This is a genomic window from Anaerolineales bacterium (assembly GCA_015075725.1).
Taxonomy (GTDB): Bacteria; Chloroflexota; Anaerolineae; order Anaerolineales; family Villigracilaceae; genus Villigracilis.
In genome coordinates this window covers 263,726-280,351 of sequence record JABTTV010000001.1, presented here as the reverse complement: position 1 = coordinate 280,351, position 16,626 = coordinate 263,726, and the positions used below count along the sequence as shown (strand labels likewise).

Sequence of the window (16,626 nt, the reverse complement as noted above, 5' to 3'; positions counted from 1 at the left end):
CCTCCGAGTTATAATCTCTTTTAGAACCGCCAAACACGCGAAGAATGCCAAGATAAAGTTTTTCTTTGCGCCCTTAGCGGGCTTCGCGGTAAAGATCAAAATGCCCAACATCCTCTACACTGCCTTCGACATCGTGCCAAGCCCCAAGGGGGCAAGTACCCATATTCTCCACAATTTGCGCGGGTTGGTCAATGGCGGGCACAGCGTCCATCTTATCACGCCCAACGACGGTCTGCTCCCCCCCGAAGATACTATCGAAGGCGCGCGCGTCACGCGCATCCCGCAGGATCTGTCGGATAATTTTCTCGCTCGCGCAGTGCATTTCGGTAAATCTGTCGCAGCGCATCTGGCGATCCATCCCGGCTATGAAATCGTCCACTTCCGCAACATCTGGGACGGTTTTCAAATCGCTCAGAACAAAAGAAAGATCGGATACAAAACTCTTTTTGAAGTCAACGGCCTTCCTTCCATCGAACTCAAATATCATTACCCCGGCATGGATTCGGAATTGCTCGCCAAAATAAAAGAACAGGAAATTGCAACGCTTCACCTAGCGGATGCGATCATTTGCCCGTCGAACGTGACCCGCGAATACATCGCCTCGTTCGGCCTGGACCGGAAGCGGGTGACCGTCATCCCAAACGGAGTCAGTCCCTCGGACTTTTCCATCACACCGCTGCCCAGCCGTGAAGGACGCGAGCCTGTCCTACTTTACATTGGCACCCTCGCCGATTGGCAGGGTTTGGACATCGTCATCAAGGCACTGCCGAAAATCATCGAAAGTCGACCGGTGAAATTACACATCGTCGGACGCGGACGATCGCGCCAGAGAAAAATGCTTGCCAAGCAAATCCGCAAGCTTGGCTTGGAGGATCATGTCATCGTCCAACCCGCCGTGCCGCATCACGAAATCCCTGAGTTGATCGCCAAAGCGGATATTTGCCTCGCCCCGCTCGGTTTGAACGACCGCAATGTGACCCAGGGCGCCTGCCCGATCAAAGTCCTTGAATACATGGCGGCGGGGCGTCCCTTGCTTGCATCGAACATGCCCATTGTCCGTGAACTCGTCCGTGACGATGTGGACGGTTTGCTGTTTTCCCCGAATGACCCGGAAGATCTGGCGCGTCAGGCAAATCTGTTATTAAGGGATATGGAATTATCGCAGCGGCTGGCGGATTCCGCGGCGGCGCATGTGCGGGAAAAATTCACCTGGCATGAGTCGCAGAAGAAGTTGTTGAAGGTCTACGAGAGATTGCGAATTGGAGATTGATTCTCCAATTACGTATTACCAAATACAGCTTCCACCTCTCCCGGAATCGCCTTCGGACTGCCCGTCTTAACATCCACGAACACCCAATCGGTTTCGCCTTTGACCAAAACCTTTCCATCGCTTTTTCTTAAAAATTCGTATTTTCGCAACGACCTCACCTTGCGGATATTCTCCACCCAGGTGCGGATCTCGATCTCTTCGCCAGCGAAAGCGGGCAGGAGATATTCGATGCTATGCTGACGGACGACCCATGTCGAGTCCAATCCTTGCGCTTCGATGCCGCCGATCGAAGCGTAATGCTCGACAGCGATGTCCTGCATCCACTGCACATAAACCACGTTGTTGACGTGTCCGTTTTCGTCAATGGCGTCCATTGGGACGGTGATGGTTTTAGAGTAGTTGGGTGAGATGGTCATGGGTAAATTATAAAATAAAGGTGACCGTCACTTCTATAGTGACAGTCACCTGATGAATGAAATAATAAATCCGGCTAATGCGCCGCCTGAGATCAGCCAGGTGGAATTGATTTTGAAACGCAAGAGCAGGATCAATGAAACGACGGCGATGAGGGCGGTCGGAAAATCTGTCAGCGAGGAGAAAGATAACTGGACGGTCACTGCCGCCATCAGTCCGAGAGATGAGGCGTTGACTCCGTCGAGCAGACTGCCAGCCCAGGTCGAGTTCCGGATTTTGGGAATCAGCGGGTTGGATATCGCCACAAAGAGGAACGAAGGTAAAAAGATTCCGAGGGTGGCGAGCAATGCGCCGCTTGTGCCGCCGAGGATGTAGCCGATGAAGGTCGCCGCCGTAAATAGCGGACCCGGCGTAACCTGCCCGATGGCGACCGCGTCGATGAGCTGCTGGTCGGTGAGCCAGCCGAGGCGCAGGACGAAATCGTTGCGCAGGAAGGCGAGCAGGACATAGCCGCTGCCGTAGAGGACGGAGCCGATCTTTAGAAACGTGAGAAACAGGGTGGAAAGGTTAAACGGGATGGATTGCATCAACGCCGCGCCGCCGAGCGGGAGAAGAAATGCGGGTTGAACTTTTCGCAGTCGTTGGATATTTGCAAAAATTAGAAAGGCAAAACCGCCTGCAAAGAGAAGGGCAATTTCGTTGAAGCCAAAAAAATACAGCGTGAAAACAGTTAATCCGATAAGGGCAAGCCAATTGCTTTTGAAGGCTTTGCTCCCAAGTGTCCACAAGGCTTGGGCGATGATGGCAATGACGACGGGCTTGATGCCGTACATCAACCATTCGGCTTCGGGCGTGGTTCCGTATTGGACGTAAAGCCAGGATAAACCAAGCACGATGAATGTGGCAGGCAGGATAAAGCACAAACCGCCTGCAATCAACCCCATCCAGCCTGCGCGGAGGTAGCCGATGTGAATCGTCATTTCGGTGGAGTTTGGTCCGGGGATGAGGTTGGTCGCGCCGAGCAGGTCTAGGAATTCTTCGTCGGTGAGCCACTTACGGCGTTTGACAACTTCATCGTGCATGATTCCGATGTGCGCGGCGGGTCCGCCAAAGGCAGTGAAACCAAGTTTTAGAAAAAGTTGAGCGACTTCGATCAGGTTGGACATATCGCAGGGAGAACGGAGGTGTCACCTGTTTCGAATATTAAGGCGTGTTCGTCACTGCGGGAGTCGTGATATCTCCGACGAGGATTTGGACGAAAAGCGTATCGCCGAAAAAGATTCCGTTCTCGTCCGCCATCTGCCAGGCGCTTTCGATCACACCGTTGATTCCGCCCGGCACGACCAGTTCAATCGAAATCTCGCGTTTCGCGCCTGTGGGAATCGCTTCTGTGAGCGTGACGGTGTTCCCGCGCATCGGATCCCCGCCGACGTGGCGGAAGGTGAACCCTGGTCTCCACGCGCACCCGCCGATGTTTTGCACGAGCCAGGTCTTGGTGAATGTTTCGCCGGGCTTCAAGCGCGTTCCATCAGGGATGGTCACATCCGAGATGTACAGCAAATTGAAACAGGGATTCGAAGTGGGCGAAGGTTCCGGGGTCGTCGAGAGAGCGGTTTCAGTCGCGGATGGGGAAGCCGTCCGCGTAGGGAAAGGCGTGAATGGAACAGCTGGCAGAGTCCCGGTCAGGGAGGAGGCGTAGGTCGCGACCGCTTCCGTACGGATGGCATCCGTGTCCACTGCGGTGGTTTGATCGGCCCGATTGTCTGCGCACGAAAAGAGGAAGACTCCCAGCATCAGCGCAAGACCGATGAAGATGGGTTTGTATTTCATGTTATGTTTTGGAATTATACCCGCAACGCTTTCGCGTGTTAGAATTGCCGAACCATGGCGAAGCATCTTGTGTTGGTGGCTGGGAATATCGGCGCGGGCAAGACCACGCTGACGGAACGCATCGGCGCGCGTCTCGGGTGGTGGACCGGATACGAATCGGTCGCAGATAACCCCTACCTTTCCGATTTTTACGGGGACATGCGCTCATGGTCGTTCCATTTGCAGATATTCTTCCTGGGGCATCGCGCCGATCAATACCTCGTTGCGGCGCGTGATGCGCGTTCGGCGATCCTGGATCGAAGCATTTACGAGGATGCGCACATCTTTGCGCGCGCGTTATATCAATTGGGAAATCTGAACGAGCGCGATTATCTCGCTTATCGAAAATTGTTCGACCTGGTGGTGAACGGGTTGCCGCGCCCCGACCTGTTGATCTATCTCAAAGCGCCGGTGACTGTGTTGATGGAACGCATCCGCCGCCGCGCCCGCAACATGGAGACGGGTATCACGACCGAGTATCTTTCCCTGCTGGATTCCTTTTACGAGGAATGGCTCAGTTCCTTCGACCTTTGTCCCGTGCTTGCCATCCACACCGACGATCTCGATTACGTCAATTACCCGAGTCACCTCGACCTTGTGGCTCAACGCATCCAGGACAAACTGGCTGGCAGGGAAGTGATGGACCTGCGCGGAGATTCGAAGCCATGACCGTTCCATCGGATACCTCCCTCTTTCTGCGGATCCCGCTTTTTCAAGACCTCTCAAAAGAGGATCTGTTCGGTTTGATCAACGAATTGCCCGTCGAAGCCCTCGAAGCGGGGAAATACCTGTTTCATGAAGGCGAACCGGGCAACAGTCTTTACGTCGTCAAAAGCGGGAAGATCGAAGTGGTGCTTGCGGGCGGCACAAGCGATGAAATGCATTTACGCTTCTGCGGTCCCGGGGAATATGTGGGCGAAATGAGTCTCATCCTCAAACAGGGCAGGCGCACCGCGTCCGTGCGTACGACCGAGGACAGTCAATTGTGGATGATGACCCGCGACAAGTTCAACGATTGCATCAAACGCTGGCCCCATCTGGCTTATTCCATGGTCGGCATCATGAGCGAGCGGCTCGAGTCGTCCAATGAAGCGGCTTTCAACGATGTGGTGACCAAGAACCAGATGCTTCAAAAAGCCTACGATGAATTGAAGGCGGCACAGGCGCAGTTGATCGAAAAAGAACGCCTCGAACGTGAACTGCAAGTGGCGGCGGACATCCAGTTGAGCATTCTCCCCGACGTCCTGCCCGATGCCGATGAATTCGGGTTCGGTGCGCGCATCCTCCCGGCACGACAGGTGGGTGGCGATTTTTACGATGTGTTCGAGCTCAAGGACCACCGCATCGGCGTTCTCATCGGCGATGTGGCCGATAAGGGCGTACCGTCGGCATTGTTCATGGCTCGCGCTCATGCGCTCATCATGGCAGAGGCGGATATCGGCATGACCCCCGCCGAAGTAATGACCCTCGTCAACACCCACATCACGCGCCTGCAAAAATCGACCCAATTCGTAACGGTCTTATACGGCATACTCGACCTGAAGACGCGCGATTTTTCTTACGCGCGCGCGGGGCATGAACCGCCGCTCATCGTCCATGCCGATGGCAGCGTGGAGCGTCTTCCACACGATCCCGGCATGGCGATCGGTTTGTGGGAGCCGGTGACACTGGACGAGAAGACCGTAAAACTTGTTTCCGGCGATATGCTATTGTTATATACCGACGGCATGACCGATTGCCGCGACCCAAAAGGCGAGCCGTTCGGGCTGGAGCGGATAAAGAAACTGCTCGTTGAATCTTCAAAACTCGGCGCGCAGCAGGCATGCAATACTTTGCTCGAAACCCTGCAAACCTACCAGGACGGCGCAAAGCAGGACGACGACGTCACACTGGTGGCAGTGAAAGCGAAATGAAATGTCGTTGCGAGGGTGATCCACCCGAAGCAACGACATTGTTTACATCAACGCCTGCTCAAGGTCTGCGATCAGATCGTCCGCGTTTTCCAATCCCACTGAAAGCCGCACGAGACCCTCGTCCACTTCGAGAGACGATCCCTGAGTGGAGAGATGCGTCATCGCCGCGGGGACTTCGATCAGCGACTCAACTCCACCCAACGATTCTGCCAATGTAAATAATTTTGTGGACTCGGCGACTTTGACTGCCGCATCGCGCCCATCTTTCATGATGAACGATATCATCCCTCCGCCATTCTTCATCTGCCGCTTCGCCACTTTGACCTGGGGGTGACTCTCGTGAAACGGGTGGATCAGCCGTTTGACATTTTTCTGCTTCTCCAAAAATGCGACAATTTTTTCAGCATTCTCGGCGTGACGATCCATGCGGACGGGTAATGTTTTGATTCCGCGCAGCACGAGGAACGAGTCCATCGGTCCCAGCACGCCGCCGATTGCGTTTTGCAGATAGGCGAGTTTTTCCCCAAGTTCCTTGTCTTTGCCAATGATCGCGCCGCCGACCACATCCGAGTGACCGCCGAGATATTTTGTCATCGAGTGGACGACCAGATCCGCGCCGAGTTCGAGTGGACGCTGCAAGTATGGTGTAGCGAAGGTGTTATCCACGACCAATAAAGGTCTGTTTGGATGATTCTTTGCCACTTCAGCAACGGCGCGGATATCCGAGACTGCCAGTAAGGGATTTGTCGGTGTCTCCAGCCAGACGATACGGGTTTGCGGGGTCAAGGCTTCGGCGAGGTTTTCCGGGTCAGTGGTGTCGGCAAAGGTAAAGTCCAGCCCGAAGCGGCGCAGGATTTTGTCAAAGAGGCGGAACGTCCCGCCGTACACGTCATTGCCCGCCACAACATGATCGCCTTGAGAAAGCAAGCGCAGAACTGTATCCGTCGCCGCCATGCCGGATGCGAATGCCAGTCCCCACTTTCCACTTTCCAATTCGGCTAAGCAATCCTGCAACGCTTTACGCGTTGGGTTCAGTGTTCTCGAATACTCATATCTCTGCCGCGGCTTGCCGATCCCATCCTGCTTGTACGTGGATGTGAGATAGACGGGCGTCATCACCGCGCCGTTGTTCGGGTCCGGCTCCTGTCCTGCGTGGATGGCGAGGGTTTCAAATTTCATTCATGCTCCTTGGGCGAAACCATTGCGAGATCGCCTCGCAATGACATAAAATTTTCCCCGATTATAAACTTATTGCGCTTTTTTCATCTTGATGCAAGTGACCGGGTAGCCGTTATTCTGGCCGTTGAAACGAGAGAACTCGCGAAAGCCTTCGCTTTCATAGAGTTTAATGGCGGCTTTATTTCCATCGAGGACGATGGTCCATACGCCTTCGCCGATCTCGCGGACTCCGATGCGCAGTAGTTCACGCCCGATGCCTTTGCCGTAATGCGAAGGGTCGACATAAAGCCAGGCGAGATAGTCCTCGTCCACGCCGACAAAACCGACCACGGTCTCGTCGTCACAGGCGACGAATTTTTTACTGCGTTTCAAATCTTCCACTTCTTTATCCTGCTCAATTGGAATGAAGCCACGCGGGTCGCAGGAACCTTTAAGCTCGTCGGGTCGTGCCCGGTCGTGGATTCTGCAAATGGCCTGCCAATCTTTGTCTTCGTAAGGTCGATATGTGATCATTATTAAGTCTCCGATGATAATTTTATGGCATTGCCCCGCTGCCGGGGACGGCAGCGAGAGCAAGCCAGAGCGCACTATTTATTAATCTTCCCATCCTTTGCCTGCCAGACATCGGTGGCGAAGCGCTCGATAAAGCTGCGGTCATGTACCACGGCAAGGATCGTGCCGTTGAAATTCTCCAGCGCTTCTTCGAACCGTTCGCGCGAAGGGATGTCAAGATGATTGATGGGTTCATCCAGAATCAGGAAAGTACATCCCTGCGCGACGAGCAATGCCAGTTGCAGGCGGGCGCGTTCACCGAAAGAGAGTTCTCCAGCCGGGCGCAGCGCGGCATCGCCTTTGAACAGAAAGTAATGCAGGAAGTTGCGTGTCTCGGTTTCGTTAATGGCGGAAACACTTTGAATGGTCTGCACGGCGTTGATTGCCGGGTTGATCAATTCCTGTTCCTGTGCCATGTAGCCGAGTTTGGTCGCGCCGCCCAAGCGGAAAGAACCTGCCAGCGGGGGAAGTTTGCCGACGATGGTGCGGATGAACGTTGTTTTGCCCGCGCCGTTGGGACCCGTCAACACAATGCGTCGACCGGCACGGATGAACAGGTTGATGCCAGTCAGCAAGGGATTTTCTGGCGTGTAGCCAATTGAAAGAGAATCGGTCACCAACACATCTTTCGATTGATGTTTAGGTGTGCCGAAATCCAGCTTGAGTTTCCATGAACCGCGCGGCTTTTCGAGTTTTTCTTCGGTGAGAATGTGGTCGATGCGCGCTTCGATGTTCTTTGCTTTGCCTGCCACATTTTTTGTGGCGCGATTACCGAAGAAGCCTTTTGCGAATTTATCGCCGCTATCCGCTTTGCCGCCAACTTTCATCACCGTCAAACTGCGGATGTGTTTCGCAGCACGACGCAGTTGAGCAAGTTCATCCTGCTGGTCTTGGTAGGCTTGTACCTGCTTGTCGTATTCGAGCAATTTCTGTTCAAGATAATCGCTGTAATTGCCATCGTAAGTTTTGATGGTGTGTGATGTCGAATCCAGCTCAAAGATGGAAGTTACCGTGTTATCGAGAAATGTCCGATCATGCGAGACGATCAGCGCCGCACCTTTGAATCCGTTCAGCCAGCCTTCCAGCCATTCGAGCATTTCGATGTCGAGATGATTGGTGGGTTCGTCCAGCAACAGCAGGTGCGGATCGTCCAACAAAACTTTGGCGAGCATGAGTCGGGTCTTCTGTCCGCCGGAGAGGTGGGCGATAGGGGTGTCGGCGGAGAGATGCGCGAGTCCGAGCGGGGTGAGGATGGATTCCGGCGGAAAGTGGGGAGTGGAAAGTTTTTCAAGCGCAACGGTGTATTTGTTTTGGAGGTCGGAGTCGTGTGGATTTTGAGATAACGCCAGAGCAAGCGACTCCACTGCCAGCGCTGTGTCGGTTTGTGAATCTGAGTCAAGCCCGAGCGCGGAGTGAAGCGTCTGCTGCGGGTCGAATTCCATCCCTTGGGCGAGGTAGCCGAGGCGTAGATTCGGGCGCGTCGAAGCGACATCCCCGGAATCTGGATGTTCGAGACCGGCGAGGATGCGCATGAGGGTGGTCTTGCCGGAACCGTTCGCGCCGATCAGACCGATGCGCTCGCCTGCGCTGATATTGAAGTTGATGTTTTTGAGTATGGGCTGGATGCCGAAATTTTTATCGAGGTTATGGATACTAAGCATGTTGACACCTGTAGTTAAAAAGAAAACCGAGGGCATGCCTCGGCAGTTTGAAACGCCAATGGAGAGTGCCCTGAAAGATTTGTTTAACTACCTGCTGTCTGTCATTCGCCGGGTATCCTTTTCGAGCAGGATTTTATCACATGTTTCACTTTCAAAGCAGCTGTTACCCTTACGCTTCGCCGAGCGCAACTTCCGGGTGATGCAGGTAGTCCTGAACCTTTTCATAAAACCTGCCCATGTGGATGCGCTGCCTGAATTCCGGGATCGCATTCGAAGCCCGTGCGATGACGTATACCATGGCTGCGATGAGCGATTATCCATTGCGCTTCACAAAAGGATGGAACGTGGTCACATCCACATTTGCGCACATACTGAAGTGCGGGTGATTGACGGTACTATAAAATTTGAAATGATCCCGCCGGGACCAGGTCTGCATATCGATATAACGCATGGTTCACCTCTTATTCAGTAAACGCGGTCTGCCCGGTTTCCATAAGGAATTATTTCTTATAATGTAAGGCAACAACGCCTGAACGAAATGTTTTCGCCCCGAGAAGTTTTAGTGTAAGGTTCCTGCCCGGTTCGAACAAGCGGGGACCTTTTCCCGCCATGACCGGGTGAACGACAAAGTGATACTCGTCGATGAGATCCCATTTCTCAACTTGCGCTGCGATGTTCAGCCCGCCAATGGAGATGTTTTTTCCCGGCTGTCCTTTTAACTTCATGATCTCTTCTCGAAGATTGGAGTGGAGAAGCGTCGTGTTGGTCCACTCCACGCTCTTCAACGTCGTTGAAAAGACGATCTTCGGCATGGAATCGAATGCGCGCGCGAATTCGTTGGTCGCTGGCGTCTCCGATTGATTCACAGCGACTTCGTGCCAGTATGGATACATCAAGTGATACGTGTTGCGTCCGAAAATTTCAACGTCTGAATCGCGCAGGAGCCCGGTGAAGTACTCGTGCAATTCGTCGTCGGCGGCGATCACTGCTTCATGTCCGCAGAATCCGTCAATCGTAATGTTGATTGCAAAAACAACTTTTCTCATTTGTCCTTCTTCTGCCTGTTTAAATTCAGTCTTTACTTTGCCCATTGCTGGTATTGTGTGCCAGAGCGAACAACCTCCATTGTACATCCACTTTCCGTTGGAACGTTGAGTGAGGCGAAGCATGGACATGAGGTAAACTTCTCCCCTGACCTCGCATCTATACCCTCAAAGGAAAATCCATGACCAAAAAAATCCTGGCAGTTTTGGCGCATCCCGACGACGAGTCATTTGGCTTGGGCGGGACACTGGCTCTGTACGCTCAAAAAGGGTATGACACGTATTATGTCTGTGCCACACGCGGAGAGGCTGGCTCAGCCGACCCGGAATTCTTGAACGGATTCAAGGATACTGCCGAAATGCGCACCGATGAACTGATGCGCGCTGCGAAGGAATTGGGTTTGAAGGAAGTCCACTTTTTGGGCTACCGGGATTCGGGCATGCCGGGTACGGAGGCGAATCATCATCCAGACGCACAGATCAACCATCCGATCGAGGAAGTTGCCGGAAAGGTGGTGAAACACATCCGCGATATCAAACCGGATGTGGTCATCACCTTCGACCCGATTGGCGGATATAAACATCCCGATCATATTCACATTCAGAAAGCCACTGTATTGGCATTTGCCAATGCCGACGATGAGACCTTTTACCCGGAACACGGCGAAGGCTTCAAACCACAGGCATTGTATTTTCAGGTGTTTCCGCGCTGGTTCTTGCGCGTCATGACCCGCCTCATGCCGTTGATCGGCAAGGACCCGGCTAGATGGGGGCGCAATGGGGATATCAATTTGAAGGAGCTGGCGGAGGTGGAATTCCCCGTACATGTGCGCATCGATACCCGCCCTGTGTCTGAAGCGAAGATGCGAGCCAGCGCCCAGCATGCTTCCCAGGGCGGCATGCAGATGCGCCGCGGGTTGATGGGGTTCGTAAGCCGGGTATTTGGAGATCGCGAGGATTTTATGCAAGCCTATCCGCCGGTCACAGATGGTTTCAAGCGCAGGAACGATTTGTTCGATATTTAGCCGGAGAAAACAGTACAAAAGACACATATCCCGCGCGTTTGCATCGTGTTAGCATTGGGCTTGCAACCTCGGAGATTTCCTTATAAAAGGAGATGACAATGCCCGAAAAACGCACCGTTCCGCGCAAGAAATTCAACATGTACCTGCGCGTCCTGGACGACGATACGGGAGAAACTTTTGGCCATATGGTGGAGGTAAGCATGATGGGCTTCCGCCTGGAGACTGAAACTCCGCATGAGGCGGGAAAGGATTTCTACCTTCGCATCGTATTGACGCCTGATATTGGACCCATGCCTTATATCGTTTTCATCGCCCAAAGCAGGTGGTGCAAAATGGACCTGATCCAGCCGAACCTTTTCCAGGTGGGGTTTGAGTTGGTCGAGATCCATCCAGATGACAGGCAGGCATTCATGCGCATCATGGAAAAATACGGGAAGTAAGAGAAACCTTATATCCCTGCCGGCCTCATCAAGAATCCGAGCCGCTGAAAATGGCGGCTTGATATTTAAGGTTGCGGAGCGGCATAGCTCAATTTGAACAAGCCACGGATGGTGGAAACATAGGCGATCCCGTTCTCCACATCGAGCGCAAGCGTGCGGATCCATGGACCGATGTAGTAGGATTCGATGACTTGATATGTGCTTAGGTCCACGACCCGCACGCGGTTATCGATGAAGTTCCCCGTAAGTAATAAATTTCGTTGAGGATCGAATGCCAGCGTCCGGTCTCCGGGGCTGGTCCAGATTTTTCCCCTGTACTCAAGCGTCTCCGCATCGTACCGCAGGACGGCGCCTTCCACCATCGAAGCGACGAGTACTTCATTGTGGCTGGTGTCGAAGACCATTCTTTCCGTGCGGGGGCTGGTCTCGGTTTGCAGGACGATTCGGGATTCCCGCATATCCCATGTGGAAAGGTCGGTATCCCGTAAGGAATTGAAGTAAAGCCATGGTTTTTGAGGATGAAAAACGACATACGTGGCGGGGGTATTCGTGAGCGGGTCGCCGGGCAGAAACTCACCGCTTTCGCGGTCGATGTGATAAAAAGAGATTCCGTCATCCTTGTCCGTTTCATTTGCGATGGTGATCGAATCTGTGACGGGATTCCAATTGATCCACACATCTCCGGTTGCCATGCCGGGAACGGGAATGGTGCGGATGAGTTTCAACTCGGTGGTGTCAAAGTACAGCAGTTCCCTGGTGACGATGTTGTAGCTATAGATTTCCTGCCGGTCGGGGTTGAAGGCAAAGCTTTGGGTCTTGTCGATGGGTGTCTTTGATCTTCGTGGCGGGGAATCCAGATGATTCACATCATAGGCGAGGATAAAATTTGTATCGAGTCCCACCACGTACAATTCCTGCCGGGAGGCGTTGAACTCGATCCAATTGAAATCTCCTTCGGCGAATTCTTCCACGGCAGGCTCGGGGTGAAGTTTTTCGCCGAGGGTGATGATGCGTTGATTGTCGAACGGCGTGAGCAGGAATACCCAGAATAACGGGGCAATGAGTACGCCCGCGAGAGGGGAAAACTTCTCCCATGCAATTTTGGACTTTTCATTGCGAACCCGGTCTGCAATCCAGTGAAGATACACTTGCGGGATCAGCGCCTCTACCAGACCCACTCCTGCAAGCAAAAGGGCGCTCAGGATTTTCGAGGCGGTGATCCGTTTCGAAAAACATTCCGTTGGAAGCGTGTTGATGGCAAAAAGCGCCCCGACTGCCAGAGCCCGCGCAAATGCGTTTGGCACAAGAAATAAGAACGTAAAGGAAATGAACACGAGGATAAAAGCGCCCGCAACGGCAAGGAGATACTTTGCTTTCCAGGTATTACCCGCTTTACGAGCCAGCCAGATAACCGCCCCCAAGGCTGCCGCCCCAAAGAGATAAAGGATCGCTCTCGTGGATGCAGTGCTCAAAAAATACACCATATATGCCACCGTATGTTCCAAGCCGATGGCTTTTTCCCACATTTCGAGCAATTGATATCGTAGTATGTAAACAGCCAGCGCCAGCATGGGCAGGCGCAGGACCGCCCATGCGATCAGGGTTGCCCTTTTCATTCATTCACCTTCGATAAAAAATCTCGATTGGCACAATGTATCGCATGCGCCTTTCGAGTCGAAAGTATAACGTAAAGCGGGCTTGCGCCCGCGCAACCGGAATTAAGCCGGGCGATCCGCCGTTACTGAGGCAATGACCGGTTTCGTTTTGTGCCACTCCGTCGCCGATTGATAGGCGAATCCCATTCTCAGCGCACCGGATTCGTTCCATGCGCGGCAGACGATCTGCAGCCCCATGGGTAATCCTTCCGCCGTAAAACCGCAGGGGATGGAAAGCGCGGGCAGCCCTGTCAGGTTGAAGGGCGATGTGAAGCGGGTCAATAATCGAGCGCGTTCGATGGCGTTTTCCCCTTCGAGAACGGGAGCCGCAATCGGTGTGGTGGGAAGGATGAGCGCATCGAACTCTTCGAAAAGATTATCGCATCGCCGCCGGACCTCAGCCTGGGTGCGCCGGGCAAGCGCATACTCGCTGGAGGTGAATCCTGCACCCGTTTCCAGCCGTTGACGGACATCCGCCCCGAACCAATCAGGATGTTCCTGTAAACGTTCCCGATGGAACGCCGCTGCATCCGCCTGAGTCATGACAGCGTTGGCGAGAGCCGCCTCGCGCAGGAAATCCATGTTGACTTCTGTGATCGCAGCGCCCTGGTCTGAATACAAATCCGCCGCTTTGCGAACTGCGCCCGAAATTTCGGGTTCAGTAACCTCATCCACGAATTGGCCAACGGCAAACGCCACTTTGCGGTCACGGATGGTGTCGCGCATATGACTCGAAAAATCGCCCGGCAGGGTTTTGAACGATGTAGGATCGCCGCTGTCGTATCCACCCATGACCTGTAACATCAATGCCGCATCTTCGACGCGATTGGTGATCGGACCGGCATGATCGAGATTCCACGATAGCGGTAGGACGCCCCTCAGGCTGATTCTTCCATAAGTGGGTTTGAGACCGACAACCCCGCACAATGAAGCAGGGATGCGAATCGAGCCGCCGGTATCGGTGCCTATCGCGGCGGATGCCATGCCTGTGGCGACTGCGACCGCGCTCCCGCCGGATGAGCCGCCGGGCGTTCGGGTAGTGTCCCATGGATTTCTGCATGCGCCAAAATGCGGATTGTTATTGGTGACACCCAATGCGATTTCATGCGTATTGGTCTTGCCGATAATATACCCTCCCGCATTCTTGATCTTTTCCACGACGAAGGCATCTTCTGTGGGGATATTATCTTCAAAGAATTTCGATCCGCCAGTGGTGCGAATGCCCTTTGTGTCGAAGAGGTCTTTCACGGCAATGGGGATGCCCGTCAAATGACCCTTTCCATGCGGCTCTTCATTGTTCGGCGGGACGACCGTGATGAAGGCATTCAGAGTCGGGTTGAGCCGCTCGATCTGACGGTAACAAGCCGCGGCTAAGTCCGAGGCGCTGAGTTGCCGGCTTCTGATCGAATCTCTTTGTTCAGATAAAGTGAGGGAGTCCAAGTTCATGGCGTTATTATAGTCAGGTGATACGGTTTCTCCCATAGCCTATGGGTACTGAAACAGTAGGTCACGCGATTCGCGTGACCTACAGAAATATCGGGACGTGATATCGATTTAGAACAGGCCGACGACCTTGCCGGTTTTCAAATCCACATCCACATCATAGAAGACCGGACGGGTGGGAAGGCCCGGCATGGTGCGCATCGTACCAAGGAGCGGATAGAGGAAGCCTGCGCCCACGCTTGCGCGGATATCGCTGATCGTGATGCGGAAGCCGCGCGGCGCGCCTTTCATCTCCGCTTTGTCGGTGAAGGAAAGGTGGGTCTTTGCCATGCACAACGGAAGGTCGCCAAAGCCGAGTTTGGTGAATTGCTCAATCTTGGCTTCCGCTTCAGGAGTGTAATCCACCCCGTCGGCGCGATAGATCTCGCGGGCGATGGTTTCGATCTTTTCCTTGACGGAGATGTCGAGCGGATAGAGGAATTTGAACTTGCTGGGTTTTTCGCACGCTTTGACGACCGCCTCGGCTAATGCGATCGCTCCCTTGCCGCCTTCCATCCAGTGGCGGGAAACGACCGCATCCATCGCGCCGGCTTTAAGCGCGGATTCGCGGACGAGTTCCACTTCAGCCTGCGTATCGGTGGCGAACGAATTGACCGCGACGACGACGTTCACGCCATATTTGAGCGCGTTCTCGATGTGCTGGACCATGTTGGGCAAGCCCTTCTTCAGCAGGTCGAGATTTTCATCGGTGTATTCGGGCGCGAGTGGTTTGCCAGCGACGACTTTCGGTCCGCCGCCGTGCATCTTGAGCGCGCGTACTGTCGCGACCAGCACGACCACATGCGGTGTGAGTCCGGAATAACGGCACTTGATATCCATGAATTTTTCCATGCCGATGTCCGCGCCGAAACCGGATTCAGTGATCACGTAATCAGCCATCTTCAACGCGATCTTGTCCGCAATGATCGAAGATTGTCCATGCGCGATGTTGGCGAACGGTCCCGCATGGACGATGGCGGGCGTCCCTTCTAGTGTCTGCATTAGGTTCGGTTTGATCGCATCCTTCATCAGGACGGTCAGCGCGCCAGCGACGCCAAGGTCTTCCGCGGTGACAGCTTCGCCCTTCTTGTTCACAGCGACAACCATGCGGCCGAGTCGGTCGCGCATATCTTCGAGGCTGGTGGTTAATGCAAGTATCGCCATAATCTCGGAGGCGACTGTGATGTCGTAACCGGAGCGATGCTCGTGCCCCGCTTCATCCTTGCCGAGTCCAACCTGAATTTCACGCAGGAAGCGGTCGTTCACGTCAATCACGCGGCGCCATTGAATCCCGTTCGGGTCAATATCGAGGCGGGCAAAGCGGGAGCGTTCTTCGGGCGTCAGATCGTTGGGATTGGTTTTGTTGATGCCGAGTTTCTTCAAACGGCGCAGCATGGAGGGGGAGAACCTGCGATTGCCCTTTTTATCGGGCGGGCAGAGCGCGTTGAAGAGTTTCTCATCGTCGGGAGTTTCTTTTTCGTGCAACATGCGCGCATCCAAAGCTGCGGCGCACAGGTTATGCGCGGCGGTGATGGCATGGATGTCGCCGGTGAGATGCAGGTTGAAATCCTCCATCGGAATGATCTGGGAGTACCCGCCGCCTGCCGCGCCGCCTTTGATGCCGAAGGTCGGTCCCTGCGAAGGCTGGCGGATGACGGTCATTACCTTTTTGCCAAGATGGGCACCGAGCGCCTGCGACACGCCCACCGTCGTCGTGGTCTTGCCTTCGCCGAGCGGGGTCGGCGTGATCGCGGTCACATCGATGTATTTGCCGTTCTTGCGTTTGGCGAGGCGGTCGAGAATTTCCAACTTGATCTTTGCCTTGTAAGGACCAAAAAGCTCCAGTTCATTCTCTTTGATCCCCAATTCCTGCGCGATCTGCAGGATCGGTTTGAGTTTCCCCGCCTGCGCAATCTCAATATCGGAAGGCACGGGGCGCAGCAGTTTCAGCTTTGTCGGCTGGAATGCGCCGGTTTTCGGAAGTGTCTTTTTAACGGCCTTTTTGGGTTTGGCTTTCGCTTTTGCACCCTTTTTAGCGGACTTGACTTTGGTTGCCATAGAATCTCCTTGAAGATTATATATAATTTGTCTTTCTCAATTATCCGGTAATTTTATAAAAATGC

Annotated in this window: 16 protein-coding genes; 5 read left to right on the top strand and 11 right to left on the bottom strand. The window is 53.9% G+C overall.

The window, feature by feature from the left end; all coding sequences use genetic code 11:
- Nucleotides 1–100 precede the first annotated feature (100 nt).
- Entirely contained in the window at nt 101–1,270 is a 1,170-nt protein-coding gene (locus tag HS100_01280; protein ID MBE7432526.1) for a glycosyltransferase family 4 protein, read from the top strand.
- Nucleotides 1,271–1,278: 8 nt separating this feature from the next.
- On the opposite strand, the gene HS100_01275 is transcribed toward HS100_01280, so the two are convergent.
- Genes HS100_01275 through HS100_01265 form a run of 3 tightly spaced genes read right to left on the bottom strand, consistent with a single transcriptional unit; the run spans nt 1,279 to nt 3,514 of the window.
- Entirely contained in the window at nt 1,279–1,686 is a 408-nt protein-coding gene (locus HS100_01275) for an acyl-CoA thioesterase (protein ID MBE7432525.1), read from the bottom strand.
- Nucleotides 1,687–1,731: 45 nt separating this feature from the next.
- Entirely contained in the window at nt 1,732–2,850 is a 1,119-nt protein-coding gene (locus HS100_01270; protein ID MBE7432524.1) for a chromate transporter, read from the bottom strand.
- Nucleotides 2,851–2,887: 37 nt separating this feature from the next.
- Complete coding sequence (locus tag HS100_01265) at nt 2,888–3,514, bottom strand: hypothetical protein (protein ID MBE7432523.1); 627 nt, start codon at nt 3,512–3,514, stop codon at nt 2,888–2,890.
- 54 nt (nt 3,515–3,568) lie between these two features.
- Here HS100_01265 and HS100_01260 point away from each other — a divergent pair, with 54 nt between their 5' ends.
- The gene (locus tag HS100_01260) at nt 3,569–4,222 is read left to right on the top strand and encodes a deoxynucleoside kinase (protein MBE7432522.1); all 654 of its coding nucleotides are present in this window, start codon (nt 3,569–3,571) and stop codon (nt 4,220–4,222) included.
- The gene (locus HS100_01255) at nt 4,219–5,466 is read left to right on the top strand and encodes a SpoIIE family protein phosphatase (GenBank protein ID MBE7432521.1); all 1,248 of its coding nucleotides are present in this window, start codon (nt 4,219–4,221) and stop codon (nt 5,464–5,466) included. The genes HS100_01260 and HS100_01255 overlap by 4 nt, the downstream gene beginning before the upstream one ends.
- 42 nt (nt 5,467–5,508) lie before the next feature.
- On the opposite strand, the gene HS100_01250 is transcribed toward HS100_01255, so the two are convergent.
- From HS100_01250 to HS100_01230, 5 genes are all read right to left on the bottom strand, one after another.
- Nucleotides 5,509–6,645 (bottom strand): cystathionine gamma-synthase, encoded by a 1,137-nt coding sequence (locus HS100_01250; GenBank protein ID MBE7432520.1) that lies wholly within the window; start codon nt 6,643–6,645, stop codon nt 5,509–5,511.
- Nucleotides 6,646–6,714: 69 nt separating this feature from the next.
- Complete coding sequence (locus tag HS100_01245) at nt 6,715–7,158, bottom strand: GNAT family N-acetyltransferase (protein MBE7432519.1); 444 nt, start codon at nt 7,156–7,158, stop codon at nt 6,715–6,717.
- A gap of 74 nt (nt 7,159–7,232) precedes the next feature.
- The gene (locus tag HS100_01240; GenBank protein MBE7432518.1) at nt 7,233–8,858 is read right to left on the bottom strand and encodes an ABC-F family ATP-binding cassette domain-containing protein; all 1,626 of its coding nucleotides are present in this window, start codon (nt 8,856–8,858) and stop codon (nt 7,233–7,235) included.
- Nucleotides 8,859–9,171: 313 nt separating this feature from the next.
- Nucleotides 9,172–9,309 carry a hypothetical protein gene (locus HS100_01235; protein MBE7432517.1) on the bottom strand — a complete coding sequence of 46 codons (138 nt, stop codon included), beginning with the start codon at nt 9,307–9,309 and terminating at the stop codon, nt 9,172–9,174.
- Nucleotides 9,310–9,358: 49 nt separating this feature from the next.
- Nucleotides 9,359–9,904, bottom strand: coding sequence for a dihydrofolate reductase family protein (locus tag HS100_01230; protein ID MBE7432516.1), 546 nt, complete (start codon nt 9,902–9,904; stop codon nt 9,359–9,361).
- A gap of 179 nt (nt 9,905–10,083) precedes the next feature.
- Here HS100_01230 and HS100_01225 point away from each other — a divergent pair, with 179 nt between their 5' ends.
- On the top strand, nt 10,084–10,926 hold the full coding sequence (locus HS100_01225; GenBank protein MBE7432515.1) for a PIG-L family deacetylase: 843 nt from the start codon (nt 10,084–10,086) through the stop codon (nt 10,924–10,926).
- 98 nt (nt 10,927–11,024) lie between these two features.
- The gene (locus tag HS100_01220) at nt 11,025–11,366 is read left to right on the top strand and encodes a PilZ domain-containing protein (protein ID MBE7432514.1); all 342 of its coding nucleotides are present in this window, start codon (nt 11,025–11,027) and stop codon (nt 11,364–11,366) included.
- A 65-nt stretch (nt 11,367–11,431) separates the two neighbouring features.
- On the opposite strand, the gene HS100_01215 is transcribed toward HS100_01220, so the two are convergent.
- The 3 genes from HS100_01215 to HS100_01205 form a co-directional block, all read right to left on the bottom strand.
- Nucleotides 11,432–12,982: a WD40 repeat domain-containing protein gene (locus tag HS100_01215; GenBank protein ID MBE7432513.1), complete on the bottom strand. Its 1,551-nt coding sequence runs from the start codon at nt 12,980–12,982 to the stop codon at nt 11,432–11,434.
- Between the two features lie 102 nt (nt 12,983–13,084).
- The gene (gatA, locus tag HS100_01210) at nt 13,085–14,467 is read right to left on the bottom strand and encodes an Asp-tRNA(Asn)/Glu-tRNA(Gln) amidotransferase subunit GatA (protein ID MBE7432512.1); all 1,383 of its coding nucleotides are present in this window, start codon (nt 14,465–14,467) and stop codon (nt 13,085–13,087) included.
- A gap of 108 nt (nt 14,468–14,575) precedes the next feature.
- Nucleotides 14,576–16,561 carry a formate--tetrahydrofolate ligase gene (locus HS100_01205; protein ID MBE7432511.1) on the bottom strand — a complete coding sequence of 662 codons (1,986 nt, stop codon included), beginning with the start codon at nt 16,559–16,561 and terminating at the stop codon, nt 14,576–14,578.
- Nucleotides 16,562–16,626: the final 65 nt, after the last annotated feature.

Excerpts from the sequence above, each read along its gene's own strand:
- HS100_01280 (MBE7432526.1), top strand. The coding sequence starts at position 101 with ATGCCCAACATCCTCTACACTGCCTTCGACATCGTGCCAAGCCCCAAG.
- HS100_01275 (MBE7432525.1), bottom strand. The coding sequence starts at position 1,686 with ATGACCATCTCACCCAACTACTCTAAAACCATCACCGTCCCAATGGAC.
- HS100_01270 (MBE7432524.1), bottom strand. The coding sequence starts at position 2,850 with ATGTCCAACCTGATCGAAGTCGCTCAACTTTTTCTAAAACTTGGTTTC.
- HS100_01265 (MBE7432523.1), bottom strand. The coding sequence starts at position 3,514 with ATGAAATACAAACCCATCTTCATCGGTCTTGCGCTGATGCTGGGAGTC.
- HS100_01260 (MBE7432522.1), top strand. The coding sequence starts at position 3,569 with ATGGCGAAGCATCTTGTGTTGGTGGCTGGGAATATCGGCGCGGGCAAG.
- HS100_01255 (MBE7432521.1), top strand. The coding sequence starts at position 4,219 with ATGACCGTTCCATCGGATACCTCCCTCTTTCTGCGGATCCCGCTTTTT.
- HS100_01250 (MBE7432520.1), bottom strand. The coding sequence starts at position 6,645 with ATGAAATTTGAAACCCTCGCCATCCACGCAGGACAGGAGCCGGACCCG.
- HS100_01245 (MBE7432519.1), bottom strand. The coding sequence starts at position 7,158 with ATGATCACATATCGACCTTACGAAGACAAAGATTGGCAGGCCATTTGC.
- HS100_01240 (MBE7432518.1), bottom strand. The coding sequence starts at position 8,858 with ATGCTTAGTATCCATAACCTCGATAAAAATTTCGGCATCCAGCCCATA.
- HS100_01235 (MBE7432517.1), bottom strand. The coding sequence starts at position 9,309 with ATGCGTTATATCGATATGCAGACCTGGTCCCGGCGGGATCATTTCAAA.
- HS100_01230 (MBE7432516.1), bottom strand. The coding sequence starts at position 9,904 with ATGAGAAAAGTTGTTTTTGCAATCAACATTACGATTGACGGATTCTGC.
- HS100_01225 (MBE7432515.1), top strand. The coding sequence starts at position 10,084 with ATGACCAAAAAAATCCTGGCAGTTTTGGCGCATCCCGACGACGAGTCA.
- HS100_01220 (MBE7432514.1), top strand. The coding sequence starts at position 11,025 with ATGCCCGAAAAACGCACCGTTCCGCGCAAGAAATTCAACATGTACCTG.
- HS100_01215 (MBE7432513.1), bottom strand. The coding sequence starts at position 12,982 with ATGAAAAGGGCAACCCTGATCGCATGGGCGGTCCTGCGCCTGCCCATG.
- gatA (MBE7432512.1), bottom strand. The coding sequence starts at position 14,467 with ATGAACTTGGACTCCCTCACTTTATCTGAACAAAGAGATTCGATCAGA.
- HS100_01205 (MBE7432511.1), bottom strand. The coding sequence starts at position 16,561 with ATGGCAACCAAAGTCAAGTCCGCTAAAAAGGGTGCAAAAGCGAAAGCC.